19 protein-coding genes and 1 pseudogene are annotated in these 14,554 nt (G+C 55.1%); 4 read left to right on the top strand and 16 right to left on the bottom strand.

Annotated features, from left to right (window positions below):
* Positions 1-4: 4 nt before the first annotated feature.
* The 15 genes and pseudogenes from KJS55_RS05495 to KJS55_RS17645 form a co-directional block, all read right to left on the bottom strand.
* On the bottom strand, positions 5-844 hold the full coding sequence (locus KJS55_RS05495; RefSeq protein WP_213542871.1) for a hypothetical protein: 840 nt from the start codon (positions 842-844) through the stop codon (positions 5-7).
* A complete protein-coding gene (locus KJS55_RS05490) occupies positions 798-1,820 on the bottom strand; it encodes a hypothetical protein (protein ID WP_213543651.1) in 1,023 nt (340 codons plus the stop codon). The genes KJS55_RS05495 and KJS55_RS05490 overlap by 47 nt, the downstream gene beginning before the upstream one ends.
* Positions 1,820-2,257, bottom strand: coding sequence for an Imm51 family immunity protein (locus KJS55_RS05485; RefSeq protein ID WP_187028020.1), 438 nt, complete (start codon positions 2,255-2,257; stop codon positions 1,820-1,822). The genes KJS55_RS05490 and KJS55_RS05485 overlap by 1 nt, the downstream gene beginning before the upstream one ends.
* 22 nt (positions 2,258-2,279) lie before the next feature.
* Positions 2,280-2,738, bottom strand: a complete 459-nt coding sequence (locus tag KJS55_RS05480; protein WP_228300468.1) for a C-GCAxxG-C-C family protein — start codon at positions 2,736-2,738, stop codon at positions 2,280-2,282.
* Positions 2,726-3,595: a riboflavin biosynthesis intermediates N-glycosidase gene (gene ybiA, locus KJS55_RS05475; RefSeq protein ID WP_213542870.1), complete on the bottom strand. Its 870-nt coding sequence runs from the start codon at positions 3,593-3,595 to the stop codon at positions 2,726-2,728. Before ybiA ends, KJS55_RS05480 begins: the two co-directional genes overlap by 13 nt.
* Before the next feature lie 11 nt (positions 3,596-3,606).
* Entirely contained in the window at positions 3,607-4,206 is a 600-nt protein-coding gene (locus KJS55_RS05470; protein ID WP_213542869.1) for a hypothetical protein, read from the bottom strand.
* A gap of 83 nt (positions 4,207-4,289) precedes the next feature.
* Positions 4,290-4,841, bottom strand: coding sequence for a hypothetical protein (locus KJS55_RS05465; RefSeq protein WP_213542868.1), 552 nt, complete (start codon positions 4,839-4,841; stop codon positions 4,290-4,292).
* A 14-nt stretch (positions 4,842-4,855) separates the two neighbouring features.
* Positions 4,856-6,331 (bottom strand): hypothetical protein, encoded by a 1,476-nt coding sequence (locus KJS55_RS05460; protein WP_213542867.1) that lies wholly within the window; start codon positions 6,329-6,331, stop codon positions 4,856-4,858.
* A 279-nt stretch (positions 6,332-6,610) separates the two neighbouring features.
* A pseudogene (locus KJS55_RS17310) lies at positions 6,611-6,888 on the bottom strand (NTF2 fold immunity protein); the annotation flags it as partial.
* 822 nt (positions 6,889-7,710) lie between these two features.
* Positions 7,711-8,298 (bottom strand): hypothetical protein, encoded by a 588-nt coding sequence (locus KJS55_RS05450; RefSeq protein ID WP_187028025.1) that lies wholly within the window; start codon positions 8,296-8,298, stop codon positions 7,711-7,713.
* The gene (locus KJS55_RS05445; RefSeq protein WP_187028026.1) at positions 8,289-8,684 is read right to left on the bottom strand and encodes a hypothetical protein; all 396 of its coding nucleotides are present in this window, start codon (positions 8,682-8,684) and stop codon (positions 8,289-8,291) included. Before KJS55_RS05445 ends, KJS55_RS05450 begins: the two co-directional genes overlap by 10 nt.
* 11 nt (positions 8,685-8,695) lie before the next feature.
* Positions 8,696-8,926, bottom strand: coding sequence for an Imm17 family immunity protein (locus tag KJS55_RS05440; protein WP_187028027.1), 231 nt, complete (start codon positions 8,924-8,926; stop codon positions 8,696-8,698).
* A gap of 912 nt (positions 8,927-9,838) precedes the next feature.
* A complete protein-coding gene (locus KJS55_RS17300; protein WP_228300467.1) occupies positions 9,839-10,216 on the bottom strand; it encodes a DUF6138 family protein in 378 nt (125 codons plus the stop codon).
* 250 nt (positions 10,217-10,466) lie between these two features.
* Positions 10,467-10,940 carry a hypothetical protein gene (locus KJS55_RS05430; protein WP_228300466.1) on the bottom strand — a complete coding sequence of 158 codons (474 nt, stop codon included), beginning with the start codon at positions 10,938-10,940 and terminating at the stop codon, positions 10,467-10,469.
* Positions 10,915-11,115: a hypothetical protein gene (locus KJS55_RS17645; RefSeq protein WP_228300465.1), complete on the bottom strand. Its 201-nt coding sequence runs from the start codon at positions 11,113-11,115 to the stop codon at positions 10,915-10,917. The genes KJS55_RS05430 and KJS55_RS17645 overlap by 26 nt, the downstream gene beginning before the upstream one ends.
* 583 nt (positions 11,116-11,698) lie before the next feature.
* Here KJS55_RS17645 and KJS55_RS17290 point away from each other — a divergent pair.
* Together KJS55_RS17290 and KJS55_RS17285 are read left to right on the top strand one after the other, a co-directional pair.
* Positions 11,699-12,037 (top strand): tetratricopeptide repeat protein, encoded by a 339-nt coding sequence (locus KJS55_RS17290; protein ID WP_228300464.1) that lies wholly within the window; start codon positions 11,699-11,701, stop codon positions 12,035-12,037.
* 15 nt (positions 12,038-12,052) lie between these two features.
* Positions 12,053-12,259: a hypothetical protein gene (locus KJS55_RS17285; RefSeq protein WP_228300463.1), complete on the top strand. Its 207-nt coding sequence runs from the start codon at positions 12,053-12,055 to the stop codon at positions 12,257-12,259.
* Positions 12,260-12,328: 69 nt separating this feature from the next.
* Here the strand turns inward: KJS55_RS17285 and KJS55_RS05420 are convergent, their stop codons facing one another.
* Positions 12,329-12,631: a hypothetical protein gene (locus tag KJS55_RS05420; protein ID WP_213542866.1), complete on the bottom strand. Its 303-nt coding sequence runs from the start codon at positions 12,629-12,631 to the stop codon at positions 12,329-12,331.
* Between the two features lie 194 nt (positions 12,632-12,825).
* Here KJS55_RS05420 and KJS55_RS05415 point away from each other — a divergent pair, with 194 nt between their 5' ends.
* A complete protein-coding gene (locus KJS55_RS05415) occupies positions 12,826-13,128 on the top strand; it encodes a DUF6809 family protein (protein WP_213542865.1) in 303 nt (100 codons plus the stop codon).
* 3 nt (positions 13,129-13,131) lie between these two features.
* Positions 13,132-14,502 (top strand): tyrosine-type recombinase/integrase, encoded by a 1,371-nt coding sequence (locus KJS55_RS05410; RefSeq protein WP_228300462.1) that lies wholly within the window; start codon positions 13,132-13,134, stop codon positions 14,500-14,502.
* The last annotated feature ends 52 nt before the right edge of the window (positions 14,503-14,554 follow it).

Genomic DNA, 14,554 nt, shown 5'->3' with positions numbered 1-14,554 from the left:
CATTTTATTTCCGTATCAAATTCCCATTATCAATGAAGGCAGCCTCCCGGATGCGCCGAAGTGATTCCGGCTCCAGCAAGAACTCCCTCAGGTTTGGGTTCTCAAAAAAGTTCATCGGCCGCACTTGGGTCGGCGCAGCTGCGGCCCACAGTCTGGAAGTGGCTAATTCTTCCGCAAGCCGCAGGGCCTTTTCCCGATCCCCCAGATAGAGACAGCGGGCAATCACATTTTCATAGGCAGCCTGCCCCAGCGGGGTTTCATGCAGTTCCTCAAACAGCGCCAAAACATCCTTTGCAAAGCCGCACATGCAGCATAAGTGGAACAGTTTGGATTTTCCTTTGGGATCGTCCGGCGTCAATTTTGGGTTCTTGGCTTTGATCTGCTCCCATAGCTGTTCCCTTGTCTGTGGATTCTCAGGTTCGGGGAAATTGTTGCTTTGATTGGAGAATGGAAGAATTCCCTGTTTGAGACCGTTGATCAAAATATCGCAGAAACGGTCCCGCTGGGGGCACCCATTCTCAGACTGGATGCGCTGTTGCTCCTTCGTCAGCGCATCCAACACCTCCTGCTCCCGATGGAGCCGGATAGCAGCCACGGCCATGGCGGTCATGTGCTCATCGCTCACATTTCCGTAGTACCATTCCTCCAGATAGGGAAGAACCGTCAAGTCCAGGTTCAGCGCCTGCTCATAGTCCAAGTGAAAATAGGCGATCTCTGCTTTGACCGCTGCCACCTGATGGGGGTATTTATCGGAAAAGGATTCCAGAGAGTCCAAGGCTTCTTTGCCATCCATGATCTCATAGCAGACCATGCGAAATTTTTTGGGCAGTTTGATTACTTCCATGTTGATGCCTCCTTTCATCCATCTCTACCCGGATGATGGGCCGATAAAAGTCGTAGTCTCCATTCAGTGCGTTGTCCTCCTGTACTTCTGGCTTATAGTGCGGCGAACAGGGAAGGAAACCAAGGAAAGGGCCCATGCCGCCGCAGATATTGCACCCTCCGTCACCGCCGCAGGTGGTGAACTTGTCAGCCTGCACCACTTCCCGCATATAGGGATCGTAGGCGATGGACAGGCCGAAGAAGTTGGGCTCCTCCATGTCGTAGGGCCTGCCCTCGTCCTCCGTGTCCTCAAACCAGCGGAGGCGCATGGAGTAGTCCAGCCCATCTCCCCAAGGGAACAGAGTCCGGCACCCGCCTCCGCACAGGTAGGCCCACTCCTCTGCCGTGGGCAGGGAGAAGCCCTGCTTTTGCAACTGCTTTTGAAAGTCCAGATAGTCTACTTCATGGTAGAGGCATGCCTGCCAGCTGTCGCCTTCCCGCTCAAAGCGAGCGCGGCCTGCCAGCGTCAGGCTGTCCCTGCCGGTCAGGGCGAATTGACGGAAATCCTCCAGCCAGTCTGGGCGCAGCCGAGGATCATTCAGTTGTACCGGCTCCCATCCAAGTTCCTCCAGCTCTCGGCCTGCCAGCATAGGGGCGATGGCCGCCCGCCGCACGGGAGCCATGTTCTCTCCAATCAGTTCTTCCGGGTCACGCTCCATTTCCCACTCCCGGAATAGGTACGCCAATTCCTCCCGGCTCTCCTGATTCAGCCCCACGGCGAACCGTTCCCAGCCCAGCGTGACTGTATCGCCGGGAACAAAGACGAATTCCCGACCGTTCTTTCCAAACACGCCGGTGGTGCAGTTCTGCCCCCAACGGGCAAAGGTATGTAAACCCAGAAAGGTCATATTATAGCGGGCCGCTAGTTCCTTCATCAGCATCAGCTTTTCGGGTGCTTTCATTTGATTAAATGGTGAACGGTATAAGATTTCGTTCATCATAAGCCCTCCTGCCCTTTTTTGAAATACTCCCTCATAGCAGCCTCATTCTTACAGGCTGCCCGGATCATCTTGGAAAGCAGCATCAAATCGTCGATATATTGGGAGTACACGCAGAATATGTCCTCATCGGAGTCGAAGTGAAACAGATCCTTGCCGCTGTTGTTTTCCTCGAACTCCCGGATCACACCTCTGACAAGCCGCTCCCAGTCCCCACAGCTTCCGGTCAGCCCCAACCGGCAGAATTCTTCTGCCCGGAAGCCGTCGCTGATCTTCAGCAGAAGGGAGAGCGCATAAGGGTGGTGGGGAATAAGAAAGAATGGCGCGATTTGCTCCGGCTTCACCCAAATTTTGAAAGGTGGGCGCGGATCAGGTATCCAGGGGAGGAGCTCCCACTCGTTATCCCGCCGGTTTCCGTATTGGCAAAGGTCTTTCATGGTGTTCTCCTTTTCTGGCATATCAGGAACCGATCTGCCCTGCATTTGCCGGGCGGGAGACACTGCGGCCCGCCAGTAGCTCCTCCAGCTTCTTGGCCAGCGCCTCCACAATGGCATGGCAAGGGGTTTCATAGCCCACGATCTCCAGCTTTTGCAGCTCCACACAGTGGAGTGTTCCATAGAAGTCCAGCATAAAGTTTGTTAATTTGGCGATCATCTGATAGCCTTCCATGTTGTCCACATCGGTCTGGCCCTCTTTGGCGGTCATCAAACCGATAATTCCCACCGCCACGGTAAAGGCGCCGCAGCAGGACTGCTCGGTCTGCATCCCAAGGCCCATGACGGAGAACATCTTCCGGGTTTCCTCGGATAAATTCAGATGGTAATATTCGTTGCAGGCCAGGAACATCGCCTCGGCGCAGGTCAGTTCCGTGCCGATGTGATAATGATTGACCAGTTCATAGAGCTTCATTGTTCCCATACCGTACTCCAATCGCAAAGCATTTCATTCTGTGTCACCCGGCGCAGTTCGTCCCGTACCTCCATCAGTGCAAAGCCCAGCAGGTTTTGTCCCCGCCACTTCTGCGGGTCCTGCATCTCCGGAGAGCTGGCTGAGAGTCCGATGCCCCAGATGTTATCGTAGGGGCTGGCCTCCGCCAGTACGCTGTCCCCAGTGGAGAGGAGGAACTCCCGCAGATCGCGGTTCTGGCTGAATTTGCACCAGTTTCCACTGAGCACAATGGCATATTTCAACCTGTCCCACACCTTCTGGTCAAAGCCCCGTACCTTACGGCCCAGGGCCTTGATCTGCTTTGGAACGCTGCACTCCAGGATCTCCTTGCACCTCTCCTCGTCGCCAAACAGTTGGGCTTTGCTCGCCATCATATACTGCTCCATGCAAAGATAGGAGTTGGCGATAGAATAGAAGTCCTCTATCCACCACTGGCTGAGGCAGCTTTTTGTAATGATGCTGTCCTGAGCAGGCTGGTGACCCCAGAACAGGCACAGTTCCCGCGTTCTCCCAGCGGCAAATTCCTGCTGGAGCCACTGCCGGGTGTACTTGGGCTGGCCTTCCGGCTGCCACGCGTCCACCCAGAAATCGCCGTGTTCCAGCACTTCGCCGCTGTCCTCGTCATCCCACCAGCCCTTCCAGGTGACTGGCTCAGGAAAGAGGACCCGGTATTCCGCCCGCTCTTTCGGTGAAAGAGTGCCCAGCCAATCACCAAATCGGTCTATGTAATCCTCCCCATAGCCCATGCGCCAGCCGATGGAGTATCGCTCGATCTCCCGGTGGGCCAGCCAAGGGGGAGGCATCATTTTCTGATCTTGTAGTGCCATAGGGTTTTCCCTCATTTCTCTTGTAACTTCTTCAGCAGCTTCACGATCCGCTCCCGATTCTTTGCGGTTTTCATGAAGGCGGGGAGATGGTCGGCCTGAGTCTTTTGGGGGCTTCCCAAGGGCTTTTCCCGCAGGTCGGCGCTGAGATAGTCGATCAGATAGGCAAGGTGTTCCCGGTTGAGCGCCCAAACCGGTTTGCTCTGGAAGGAGGTCAAAAACCACAGTTCCAAGCCGAACCAAGGGTCCTTGCCGCCCTGAATCTCCGCGCCATAAGAGAAAGCCTCAGCTGTTTTATGAACTTCTCCTGACATGGTCATTCCGCAATAGGGGCAGGCAACATGGAGAACAGAGAAGCGCTGCCTTGATTCATCTTCAATATCCACCCGGTAGTATCTGCCGCAGTTTTTGCACTGGTTATGGATATCGTAGCGGTAGATCGTCCGGTCACGAGTTTCCTGATGACCGCAACTCAGGCATCGGAAATAGGCGTTGTCATCATCCGCTGTCACAACACCTGCGCCGTGGCATTTGGGGCATTTCACCTGGATGCCGGAGGTCAGGGCGTTGTATGCACTGTATGTAAAGTAGGGTTCATCAATGCTTCGGCTCATGCGCCCTCACATTCCTTCCTATCTCAGGCTCGGCTGCCAGCCGAAATCGAAATTGCTTCAAAGTTTTTAATTTCTGCCCGCTGTTAAAGGGCAGCGGACAGCGTTTTCTTTATGTCTGCTAAGCCGTTTTCATCCAAACCGTATGCCTGTTCAATCAAAGTCCCATACCGCTCTGTATACTGCGAGAACTGCGCCGCACACGGTAGCTCATGCAGCAGTAGGCAGCCGTTGTGGAATACAACAGGATCAGGTTCCGCCTTCTCTTCCTCGACCGCTGCCAGACGAAGCACCTCATTGGCAATAGAAAGCCGCTCCGACTGGCCTTTGAGTTTAAACAGCGCCATTCGAGCATAGGCAGCGACCTCATCCTGTTCTTGTAGGGCAATCGCAGTCAATTCTTTCTGGACTAAGAGAAGTGCTTTTTCGTCCCACATCTCTGTGCTGCGCAGGAGATCTACCACCAGCATTCTTCTGTGAAGCTCCCGATTTTCCCAAGAGTCCAGCTCCAGCAACAAGTCCTTTTGTTTTATCTGGTCTGGTTCATGGGCCCAATCAAACAGTTTTGCCCGAAAAATCTGATAGGCTGACATCATTTCCATCCATGCCCGGCCATGATCCTTGCTGAACTCTATCATGCTTCTCATTCTCCTCAAAAATCCCGCAGCTGCTTAAACTGTTCAATCAGGGCATCTTTCTGGAGTGTGCCGTCCGGCAGAGCATCCAGAATACCCCGCAGGGCCATGTAGATTTCATCCCTCTCCTCGGTTTCGATAAAGCCCATCTTGTTGAAGGCCTGGGTATAGGCGGCTACGGCCTCCAGCGCCTGGGCGTCCCCGCCCGGCTGACTGGCCAGCTTCATCAGCTGGGAGCGGGTCTTGCGGTATTGACGGGCTGCCCTTTTCGCAGCGGCGGCAGGGATATGCTCCGCGCCGTCCCAGCCCCGGAAGGGATTGTCCAGATTTTGCGCCAACCACTCCGGCTTTCGGGGCTTGGTGATCCGCAGGTCCATTCCCGGCTTGCCTTTCCAAAGCTGCTTTGCCGCTTGTGCTGCCGTCTCCGGCAGGCTGGTCATCCAGAACCAGCGAAGCTCTGGTATCTGCTCTGGGGTGGGAAGGTCGGCCGCGTCGAAGCCGAACAGGTCGAAGGTGGAAAGGTTTGTCAGCTCCCGAAACTGAGCCACAGCGGAGAAGTTTTGCAGATTTCCCGGCGCGCCCCAGAGCCGCAGCTCCTTCAGGTGGGGATGGACAGCGGTCAGGGCGCTCAGGTCAAAGTCTTTCAGCCGGATGCCGTGAAGCCCCCAGAGGCCTGACAGCTCTGGGTGGGGACGGTATCCCCCGATGAATTGGAGGGTCAGCCCACTGCCACATCCGGCGGCATAGATGGTACAAGTGTCCGGGCCCTCGTTCTGAAACAGAAGCTGCTCCGTTTCCTCGCCCAGCCACAGTTCCTCCAGACCGGTCATGTCCAGCATCAGCTTTCCAACGCTGGTGCCTCGCAGGTCAAGTGATTTTTGGCTGTGGTTCAGCAGGGTCAGTTCGTGGATAAAGGGATTCCCACGCAAAAATTCTATCAAATCCGGGTGCCATTGCTCACAGATGATGTCCGAGAGACAGGGCAGCAACTCCAGTTCCAGCGCTGAGCCAAAGGGCGTATACTTGTCCATTACCCGGTGGCTGCTGATTTTCACAAGGTTGCTGCCGATTTCGGTTTCCGCATCGCTCTCCATAGCCTCCTTGAAGGCTCGCCGCCGCTCTTCCGGAATTTCCTGCCACTTCATCTGCAAATACACATCATAGCCGTCGTTCCAGCTGCCATATGTGCTGCATAGCTCGTCGGTGAATGGCGGCAGGGTTCCTACCAGAGTGTACTGGGGCGGGACCTCCACACTTACCCGCAGCAGGTGGAGTTCCCTGTGCCAGTACATGAAGTCCTTGTAGAGCGGGCGGAGGTGGGGGAGTTTCTCCACCGTCAAAGGCGCATCGCCCACCCAATCCAGAGAGAGAACCACCGCCCGGGGCTGCTTGCTTACCCCGTCCGGCGGCGTGATGTAGGCCACCTGACAGGCGGTGTAGCGTTTCAGATATTTGTTATAAACCGTATAAACATCTCCAGCTTTAGCTTTCATGGCTGTGCCTCTCCTCGTTTATGGATAAGTTTCCAGATCAAATCTCCACATGCAGTTGGAGAACTCCCCTGCGGTAAAGCGGCGGATTTGTCCTTCAATTTCTGCCTGCCAGACTTCAAAGATGCGGTGCTGATAATAGAGGGGGCTGAACGTTTGTCTGCCTGACCGCGGTCTGCCAGTCATAGTCAAAGATGTTTACCCTGAACGGTTTGCACGGACCACTCGCCCAAAATGCTTCCAATTTCCATGCCATGTTCATCCCTCACAATCCATGCGCTGTCAGACGTCCGGCCGCTCCTGCACAGCATCGATCTTCCAGCCGTCACCCGACCCGCTTCATCAAAAAGCGGCGGTCAAAGCCGGTATGTTTCTCTTTGGTGTAGATGCAGAGTTTGTTTCGAGTAATCTGTTCCGCATCGAAGAACTGCTCTCCCTTGTAGGTTCCCAAGGAACAGTAGGAAAACCGGTAGCCCGGTTGTTTTTTCAGTTCTCCCAAATCGCCAGCAGGCGGGGCAAGACTTGGGTATCCCCGAGCCGGCCCTTTCCACATACTGTTCGGTCATCTTCGATTTTTGCCAGCTCACAGCCGGACATATCCCGAAACCGATATTCGCCAAATGGCCTTTGATCCCGTTGGTAAGGCAAGAAAACAGCACGCACTCAAAGTCAGCCGTCCAGCCCATCTTTTTTTGAGCCAAGTACCACTGGAAGCACAAAACGAAATGCTTGGGGGAAAACCGCTTGCTGGTATTCACTCTTGGGGCGCCATGGTCGGCGTAATGCTGCTCCGCAATGGAGATGTCAACCTTTCGCCCTTCATACCAACCAGCGTATTCCATCAGCCGGCGGTAACCCTTCCTAACATAAAATCCGGCGGGCATCTATAATAATACGGACAAGATGTGTGGGCAGTCCGATATTTCCTCGAAAGACAAGGCAACTGGGTCAGTTTCAGGGAACAGAGACGCCGCTGTGCCGGGGCTACCTCATCCCGATGAAACCCCATAAAGTACGCCACGGCATCATGGTATGGGCAGCGGTGTTATGGTAAATCCCCTCTCCGATTGTGTTGCAGAACAAATTGCCCGGTCATCCTCAAGACGCTTTCCAAGCTGCTGGATGCGGCGGACACAAAATACTGGAAGGAGGACAGAGAGGGCGCAGGTTCCGTTCTGACTTGCCCTGATGCGGGGAAAAGCCTCGCCCAAAATGCTGGGGGTATACTGTTTTCTGAGGGAAGACGCAGAGAGGATCACCCTGCCCAAGGAGCAGGTATATACCCTTTCTGGGCACTTGGCAGGCGATTTACCTGTTCAATACCCTAGAAATGCTGGATGGCGTTGTTCCAGGGGTCTCTCATCGGTATGCGCCTTTTCTCGCTATCCAACAATGGCGGTTTCCTTGACAGTCAGATTTTCAAAATCCATCGCTCTCAATTTCTCGGCGGCCTCCGAAGTACACATAAACCAGGTGCTTTCGCCCCAGAAGTCCATCCTCGTGACCGTGAAGAAGTCGGTTTCAGCGGGAGTCGGATTTCTTGCGTCAAGATAGTGGTCGGAGTAGAGGTACACCAAATCCACCTCCCGCTCCGGCAGCCACTTGGCCCGCCGTATCCGGGGTTTGCCGCTTTTCAGCGTTTTCTCTCTGGGGTTCTCGAACCATTCCAGTTCCTTGATCTTCAAACCAGTGAAGGTTTCCGCTAGCCGTTGGGCGATCTCCCGGTGGGTGAACACCCCGCAGTTACAGGACCCCATTAGCCAGTTCATGATAAAATCCCCCACCTTACAGCCGGGGGCGGGCGGCCCATAAACGCTCTCGTCTGCCCACATGACCTCCATCTTCTCGCACTGATCCGGTCTGGGGCAGGGCATCTTGCCGCCATAGCGGTACATGATATTCACATAGCCATAGTCATCGCCGTTTCGGTCATGCCCGTGGGCTTGCACTTCATAAGCGGTCATTGACATTGTATGTTTACCTCCTGAGCCAACACGAATCCGCACAGTCCAAGGGAAGAGCCAATGACAAACACCCGAATCTTTTCTCGTGCCATTCGCTCCCGCAGTTCTTCGGCACTGCAGCAGGCAGGAAAGCCATATTGGAGAGAGTGACTCAGCAGTTCTTGATACCGTTCAAACAATCCGTCCGCGGTGATTTCATCCATTCCAAAGAGGATATTGTCTTGGATCACATTCTCAAACCAGTGGGCCAGCAGTCCGGTAAAGCGGACAGATATACTTTCTCCGGTCTCACTTAGGGTAACAGTGTGCAGAGTGTGGCACTCGAAGTCAGCACAATAGCGCAGGATTCTGTTGTCGTGCAGATTGTCGAAAGATTGAATGACTGTATTCAAAACCGTTCTCCTTACAGAGCCAACACAAAGCCCCAGATACTCACCGCGATCAGAAGGACACCCAGCAGGAAGAAGATTGCCCGCCGGGAGCCGCGGCCATAGCGGTGGGAGTGAGGCGCTCCAGTGGGATCGCAGAGCCAGTTCCAATTCATAAGTGCTCCGATCAGAATCACAACACCCACAATCAGCGTAACAAAGTACCAATGCTCCTGAAAAAAAGCTGTAATCTTTTCGCTGTCCATTTGGTTTCCTCCTCTCAACCCTTGCATATCGGCGCGCAGGGACCCCTTTTCAGTGTAGTCTCCACGGCAATCATGGTCCCAGAACATCTTATCATCTTTCTACCAGACGGCAAAACTGCCGCTGGGAGGTCCTATAAACTCGGGAGGATGCGCGGGGCAGACTCCTCCTCGTTAATGGGAGGCTCTGGTTTCCGGCTGGTCTGGTCATCGGCCGACAGCCACTCGTTAGCCAGTCCAGTGAGTTTCGTGGCGGCCAGAGCCCACTTGCCTCAGCTCTCCTGATCCGCTGCTAGTTTCCTCATTACATTCCGGGCGCGGGTCCAGGTGTCTTGGTTTTTCATATCGAAATCCGGGAGAATTCTGATTTTTTTGCCATCCACTGGCATGTTCCATTGAAAAAACTCCCCCTTACGATCCAGCGTAAGAGTCCTCAACACTTCGCCTTCTAAAACCTTGGGCTTTGTATACTCCGGCCGGAGTTCCTCCGGCGCCGGGCAGGGCACACTTTCCACCAGCACCCCCTGCAACATACCGCCTGGGTTCGTTGAGCGCAGTGCCTTTCCGGCCGCGCGCTTTGATCTGAGCTATCCTGTGGAAAAGCGTTTGGCATACTCACCAGCATCCCGCTCCTAGTCCGTAAGGGGCCGGCTTAGGAAAAGCAGCAGTCGGAGATCACCTGACCGCTCTGCGCATCTAACATGGCGTGGGTCTGGGCCGCTCAATCATTGTCTGGCCTTATCTGCCCTGGGACCGCTTTGGATGAGTACCAACTTTTCCACGTCTTCTGAAGCATACAGGGAAATCAAATCCTTGGCTGTTCTCATTTTCGTGGCCCTTTCTCAGCAAAATATTTGCTCATACCGCTCCCACAGCTGTGCGGGGGCTGCCTTGATGATCTTGCTGCCGCCATTCTCAGACGCCCGGCCCCAGATAGCCCGGAGTACATCCCTCCAGCCCCAAGGCGAACACAGCAAAGGGACCGGGCATAGCATAGAATTCATCGGAGAGGTTGTTATACCACTCATACTCCCGCATGGCAAGGCGGGCATGCCGTTCCATAGCGGGGTGCAGACTGGGATACCGCACCGCACGCAAAGAGCAGCCGCGCATCATCCACGTCCTCTGGACGCAGCTCCAGCCATATGGTACAGGTTGGATAGGATGATCCTCTCCAACCTCAAAGCAACGCGCCTGTACTTGTTTTTCTATGTACTGCGCCAGTTCATAGCGGATGGACTCCCATCCTACCAGCCGCCGCATAGACATCGCACATGGCAACGGCATCCTCATAGGGAAATCCCTTCAACGGCAGCCGGGACAGATAACGCTCCAGCAGTTGATCGGGGAGAAAAGACGCCCCGTTGTGGTTCCGCACCACCGTCGGGTAGTCAGAATGGCTTTCGCGAACAGTACCGTCCAGGATGTCCTGGATGCACTGATCCGCGTGCTCCAGTACTTAGGGGTCAGCATCCGGCTTATGGATCAGGCAATAGCGTCCGTTCACGCCATTGCGCTTTGGTAAACGCATTGCCATCTCCTCTCAGGTCTGCTGGTGCTGCATGGATACGATATAGCAGTCCGGACAGAATTCGATATAAAGCGTTCCCTCTGCGCCGTCATACACCGTATTCCACTGGATTTGGGCCAGATATTTCATGGCCTTACCACAGTGAGGGCAAGCGGTATATTCCCAATCCTGTACCCAGTTGGCAAAGCCGCCCACCGTGTTTATATCCTCGCAGGCAGAGCCGTAAAACAGGGGGACGGTCGTTTTGCCCAGCACGAAGGAATTTTTAGTGAGAGCCTCATAATCCTCGGGCCGGACATAGCATTGCATCTTTTCTCCTCCGTCATAGAGTTTGGAAGGGAAGACCTCCACGCCGCCGTTCAGGGTAAAGCGGTTGAACGCGGGGCCTTGCAGGAATCCTACGCAATGGGGACAGCAGGTGGCAGTCAGAATACCGTCCAGCCCCAGAAACTTCAGCCGGTTATCCCGGCCATCCAGCACCAGCATATCCACCATCCGCCAGCCGTTGGATGTTCTGGATCAGCCAATCCTGTTTTTCCTTAATCTGCTCTGGTGTCCAGGCAAGAACTGCTTCTCGCTCCTGCGCAGATTTACACTTCCAGCACAGGCCCTTATATCCCAGAGGTGTCCCGCAGAGGGGGCAAACGTATTTCAAACTCATGTACTTGGACTCCTTTCGGAAGATAGAAAAGCGCCCTGCGATACTCTGTCACTTGGACAGGCTGACGCAGGGTGCAAAAAGGTCACAAAGGAAAAGCCACATCTACCTCCAGATGTGGTTTCCTCCACAGACAGAATCAATTTTTTATATATAAACGAGGTCATCTTTGACGGATTCGTACACACATCCCAAAAACTTCTAGCTTCATTATGCTGGATTCAACGTATACAGCGCACGCTGGTATCATGTAATACTTGTATGTCTGGTGGATTCTTTATTCAAATAATATAGTAGGACTATTTTTTCCATCATACCTAATTTTGTGAAAATTATCAACTAAAAATTCCTGCTGCTGTCCCTTGATGACCATAAAAACAGAACCGTGGTTTTTCGTGGAATGATCTGGTCAATCTGGGCTATGTGGCACAGCCGGATCGCGATACCCTGGACACAGGAGAGTCCGTTTCCATCAGCCGCCGATATTACCAAGATTTCATGGCTCGTTATGCAAGAGTCACCGAAATAAAGACCTCAGCTCTCCGAAAAGTTGCCGCAGTCAATAAAGAAGATACGGGAGCGCGGCTTGCGGTCATACCGTGGAGGGCCGCCGCGCTCCACAAAAGGCAGCGCAGACGGGCGCGGTGTTCTCCCAGACGATGAGCGGGCGGCTGACGCAGGATATGACTTCGCACAGTACGCACTGGGGAAACTTCTGGAAAGTCAAGACCAAATGGGCGAGGCGGTATCCTGGTATGGAAAAGCGGCGGCGCAGGGCAACTCCTGCGCTGCCTACCGCCTGGGAAAGCTGTACCTCACCGGGCAGGGCGTCAAACAGGATTGGGAGCAGGCCTGGGCGTATTTCTATGAATCGGCGGAACAGGGAAACGAGTATGCCGACTTCTTTCCGGAGCACTTCGATTAGGCGCGCAGGCCCAATGTGCCCCTGCCGGCCACCCGACTGCTCCACCACTTGAGTCAGATCTTCCGGGAGAACTCGGTGCCGCCCGCCGCCCCGGTGGGACAGCACATTGACCGAAAACGCTGGCGGAAGCTTCAGGAGAAACGCATTGCCATGGGCCATAAGCCGGATGACCATGAGGAAACTCCCAGGCAAAACATGGGCGGTATGACCATGGGGGGGTAGGCGTATCAGAAACTACGCCGCAATTCAAAGGAAAAGGCCTCCCGCAGATGCGGGAGGCCTTGGGGCCAATCATTTCACACCGAGCAGGAGCATCACGGCCACACCCGCCGCGATGGGGAACAGAAGAAGAAAAACTTGAGCGAACCCACTTCGCTTCTCTTTGCCGTGGAACGCTCTGCCGGGATTGTTCAGATAATACAGCTGAATCTGGATCGGCGGGACGGAGCGCTCCAGGTATTTGTACTGATACTGTTTTCCAGAGATCTCATAGGCGTAGGTGGCGTGATACTGTGAAGTGGTTTTCTCATCAGGCGTGATGCCGTCATCCCAGTATTTGATCCGCTTGGCCGTCACCACATGGCCCAAAGCCATCGCCTTCTCCACACGCCTGCTATGGGGCGGATGGGCTATGAAAATCATATCACTGCGGCGGCCGGGTAATAAGGCGTTTGATTGGCTGTACACAATTTCTTAAGATGATAACTTTCTGAAAATAGTTGCTGTTGGGGGTAGCTATTGGGCGGAGGTTTGGGTATTGTGTGTTGCTGATAAAGGAGGCGGCACACATGCGCGACACACTAAAAAATCTGTACTTCGGAAACATCACTCCCAACGATCAGATCGTCAGATCGGGGACTGCCCTGAAAAAGGCCATGGAACAGTCGGCGGAGTGCGAGGAGAAACTCACCGCCCTGTTGGAGGACAAAGAAAAAACGCTGTTGCTCTGGCTCATCAACGCGGAGAACGAGACCGGCAGCACCATGGCACTGGAAAACTTCATCCTGGGTTTCCGCCGGGGGGTACGCATGATCCTGGAGGCCTTGGACGAGGACGACGGCAGTCTGATCGACCCCAATAAGGAGGGATAGCCTATGGCAAAACGCGGGCCGTCCGGCGACGGCATGGTGCGAAAACGAGAGGACGGCCGCTGGGAGGGCCGCATCGTGGTGGGCCACGAGCAAAACGGCGAGCCCATCTTCCGGTATGTCCTGGCGAAAACCCAGAAGGAACTGCTGGACAAACTCCACCGGGACCTTGGGGCCTTTCAGGACGTGGAGCTCACCGAGGACAGCCGCATGGCACTGGGCGAGTGGCTGGACCGGTGGATGGAGGACTACGGCGCGGACACCCTGCGGAGTTATGAGCAATTCATTCGGTGCTACATCAAGCCTTATCTGGGAGATAAGATCGTGTCCCGGGTGACCCGCATGGACATCCAAAAATTGTACCGAAAGCTGAACCACGAGGGCCGGGTCCGCGAGCACCCGGAACACGGGCATGAGCTTTCGGACACCATGGTGCTTCGCATCCACGCCATACTCCACCGATGCCTGAAAGACGCGGAGGCCGACCATGTAATCACCCGGAACCCCACCGACGGGGCCGTGGTGCCTAAGGCCAGTTATAAGCCCAAGCAGATCCTCACAAAGGAGCAGATGGACACCTTCCTGGCGGCGGACCGCAACAAGATTTGGCGGGACTTCTTCTACACGGAGCTGACCACCGGTCTCCGCCGGGGCGAGATCTGCGGCCTCATGTGGCAGGACTTCGACGAGAAGGACGGGACGCTGAAGGTTCTCCGGTCGGTGAACGTCCCCAAGGCTGGGGAGCTGGAGATTGGCGAGACGAAGACCAGTCAGGGGCGGCGGACCATCCGCCTGCCGCCCAGCACCGTCCAGCGGCTGAAGGAGCGGAAGAAACACGCCGTCAGCCAGTGGATCTTCCCGGAACCTCTTGCTCCGGAGAAACCGGTGCGCCCCAGCGCCGCCTACTACTGGATGAAACGGATCTTAAAAGAGACGGGGCTGCCTGAAACCGGGTTTCACGATTTACGCCACACTTTTGCCACCTTATCCCTGGAAAGCGGCATGGATGTGAAGACCCTCTCCGCCATGCTGGGCCACGTGTCGGCAGCCACTACCCTGGACATCTACACCCATGTCACCGGGGATATGCAGACCGAGGCGGCGGCCCAAATAGACCGGGGACTGGGCAACGCGGTGCAGGAGAGCCCGGCTCAGGTAGAGCAGGGCTCAGTCGAAGATTTCCAGCCGGTGCTGAGAAAGACCCGGAAGCCTGGCACCGGGTGCATCACCCAGATCAATGACCACCTGTTTGAGGGCCGTTACTCCCCCACCTGGCCGGACGGCACCAAGCACTCCAAATGCGTCTACGCCCACACCCGGGAGGAATGCGAGGCAAAGCTAAAGGCGCTGATCCAGCAGATGAACGCGGAGCGGTAGGCCCTGCGGGACCAGGCGCGGGGCGTCACCCCGCCGGATAAGCTCACCAAAA

Source organism: Pusillibacter faecalis, from assembly GCF_018408705.1.
GTDB classification, from domain to species: domain Bacteria; phylum Bacillota; class Clostridia; order Oscillospirales; family Oscillospiraceae; genus Oscillibacter; species Oscillibacter faecalis.
Note: the sequence above shows the minus strand (reverse complement) of the source record. Positions and strands in the feature narration are given on the sequence as shown.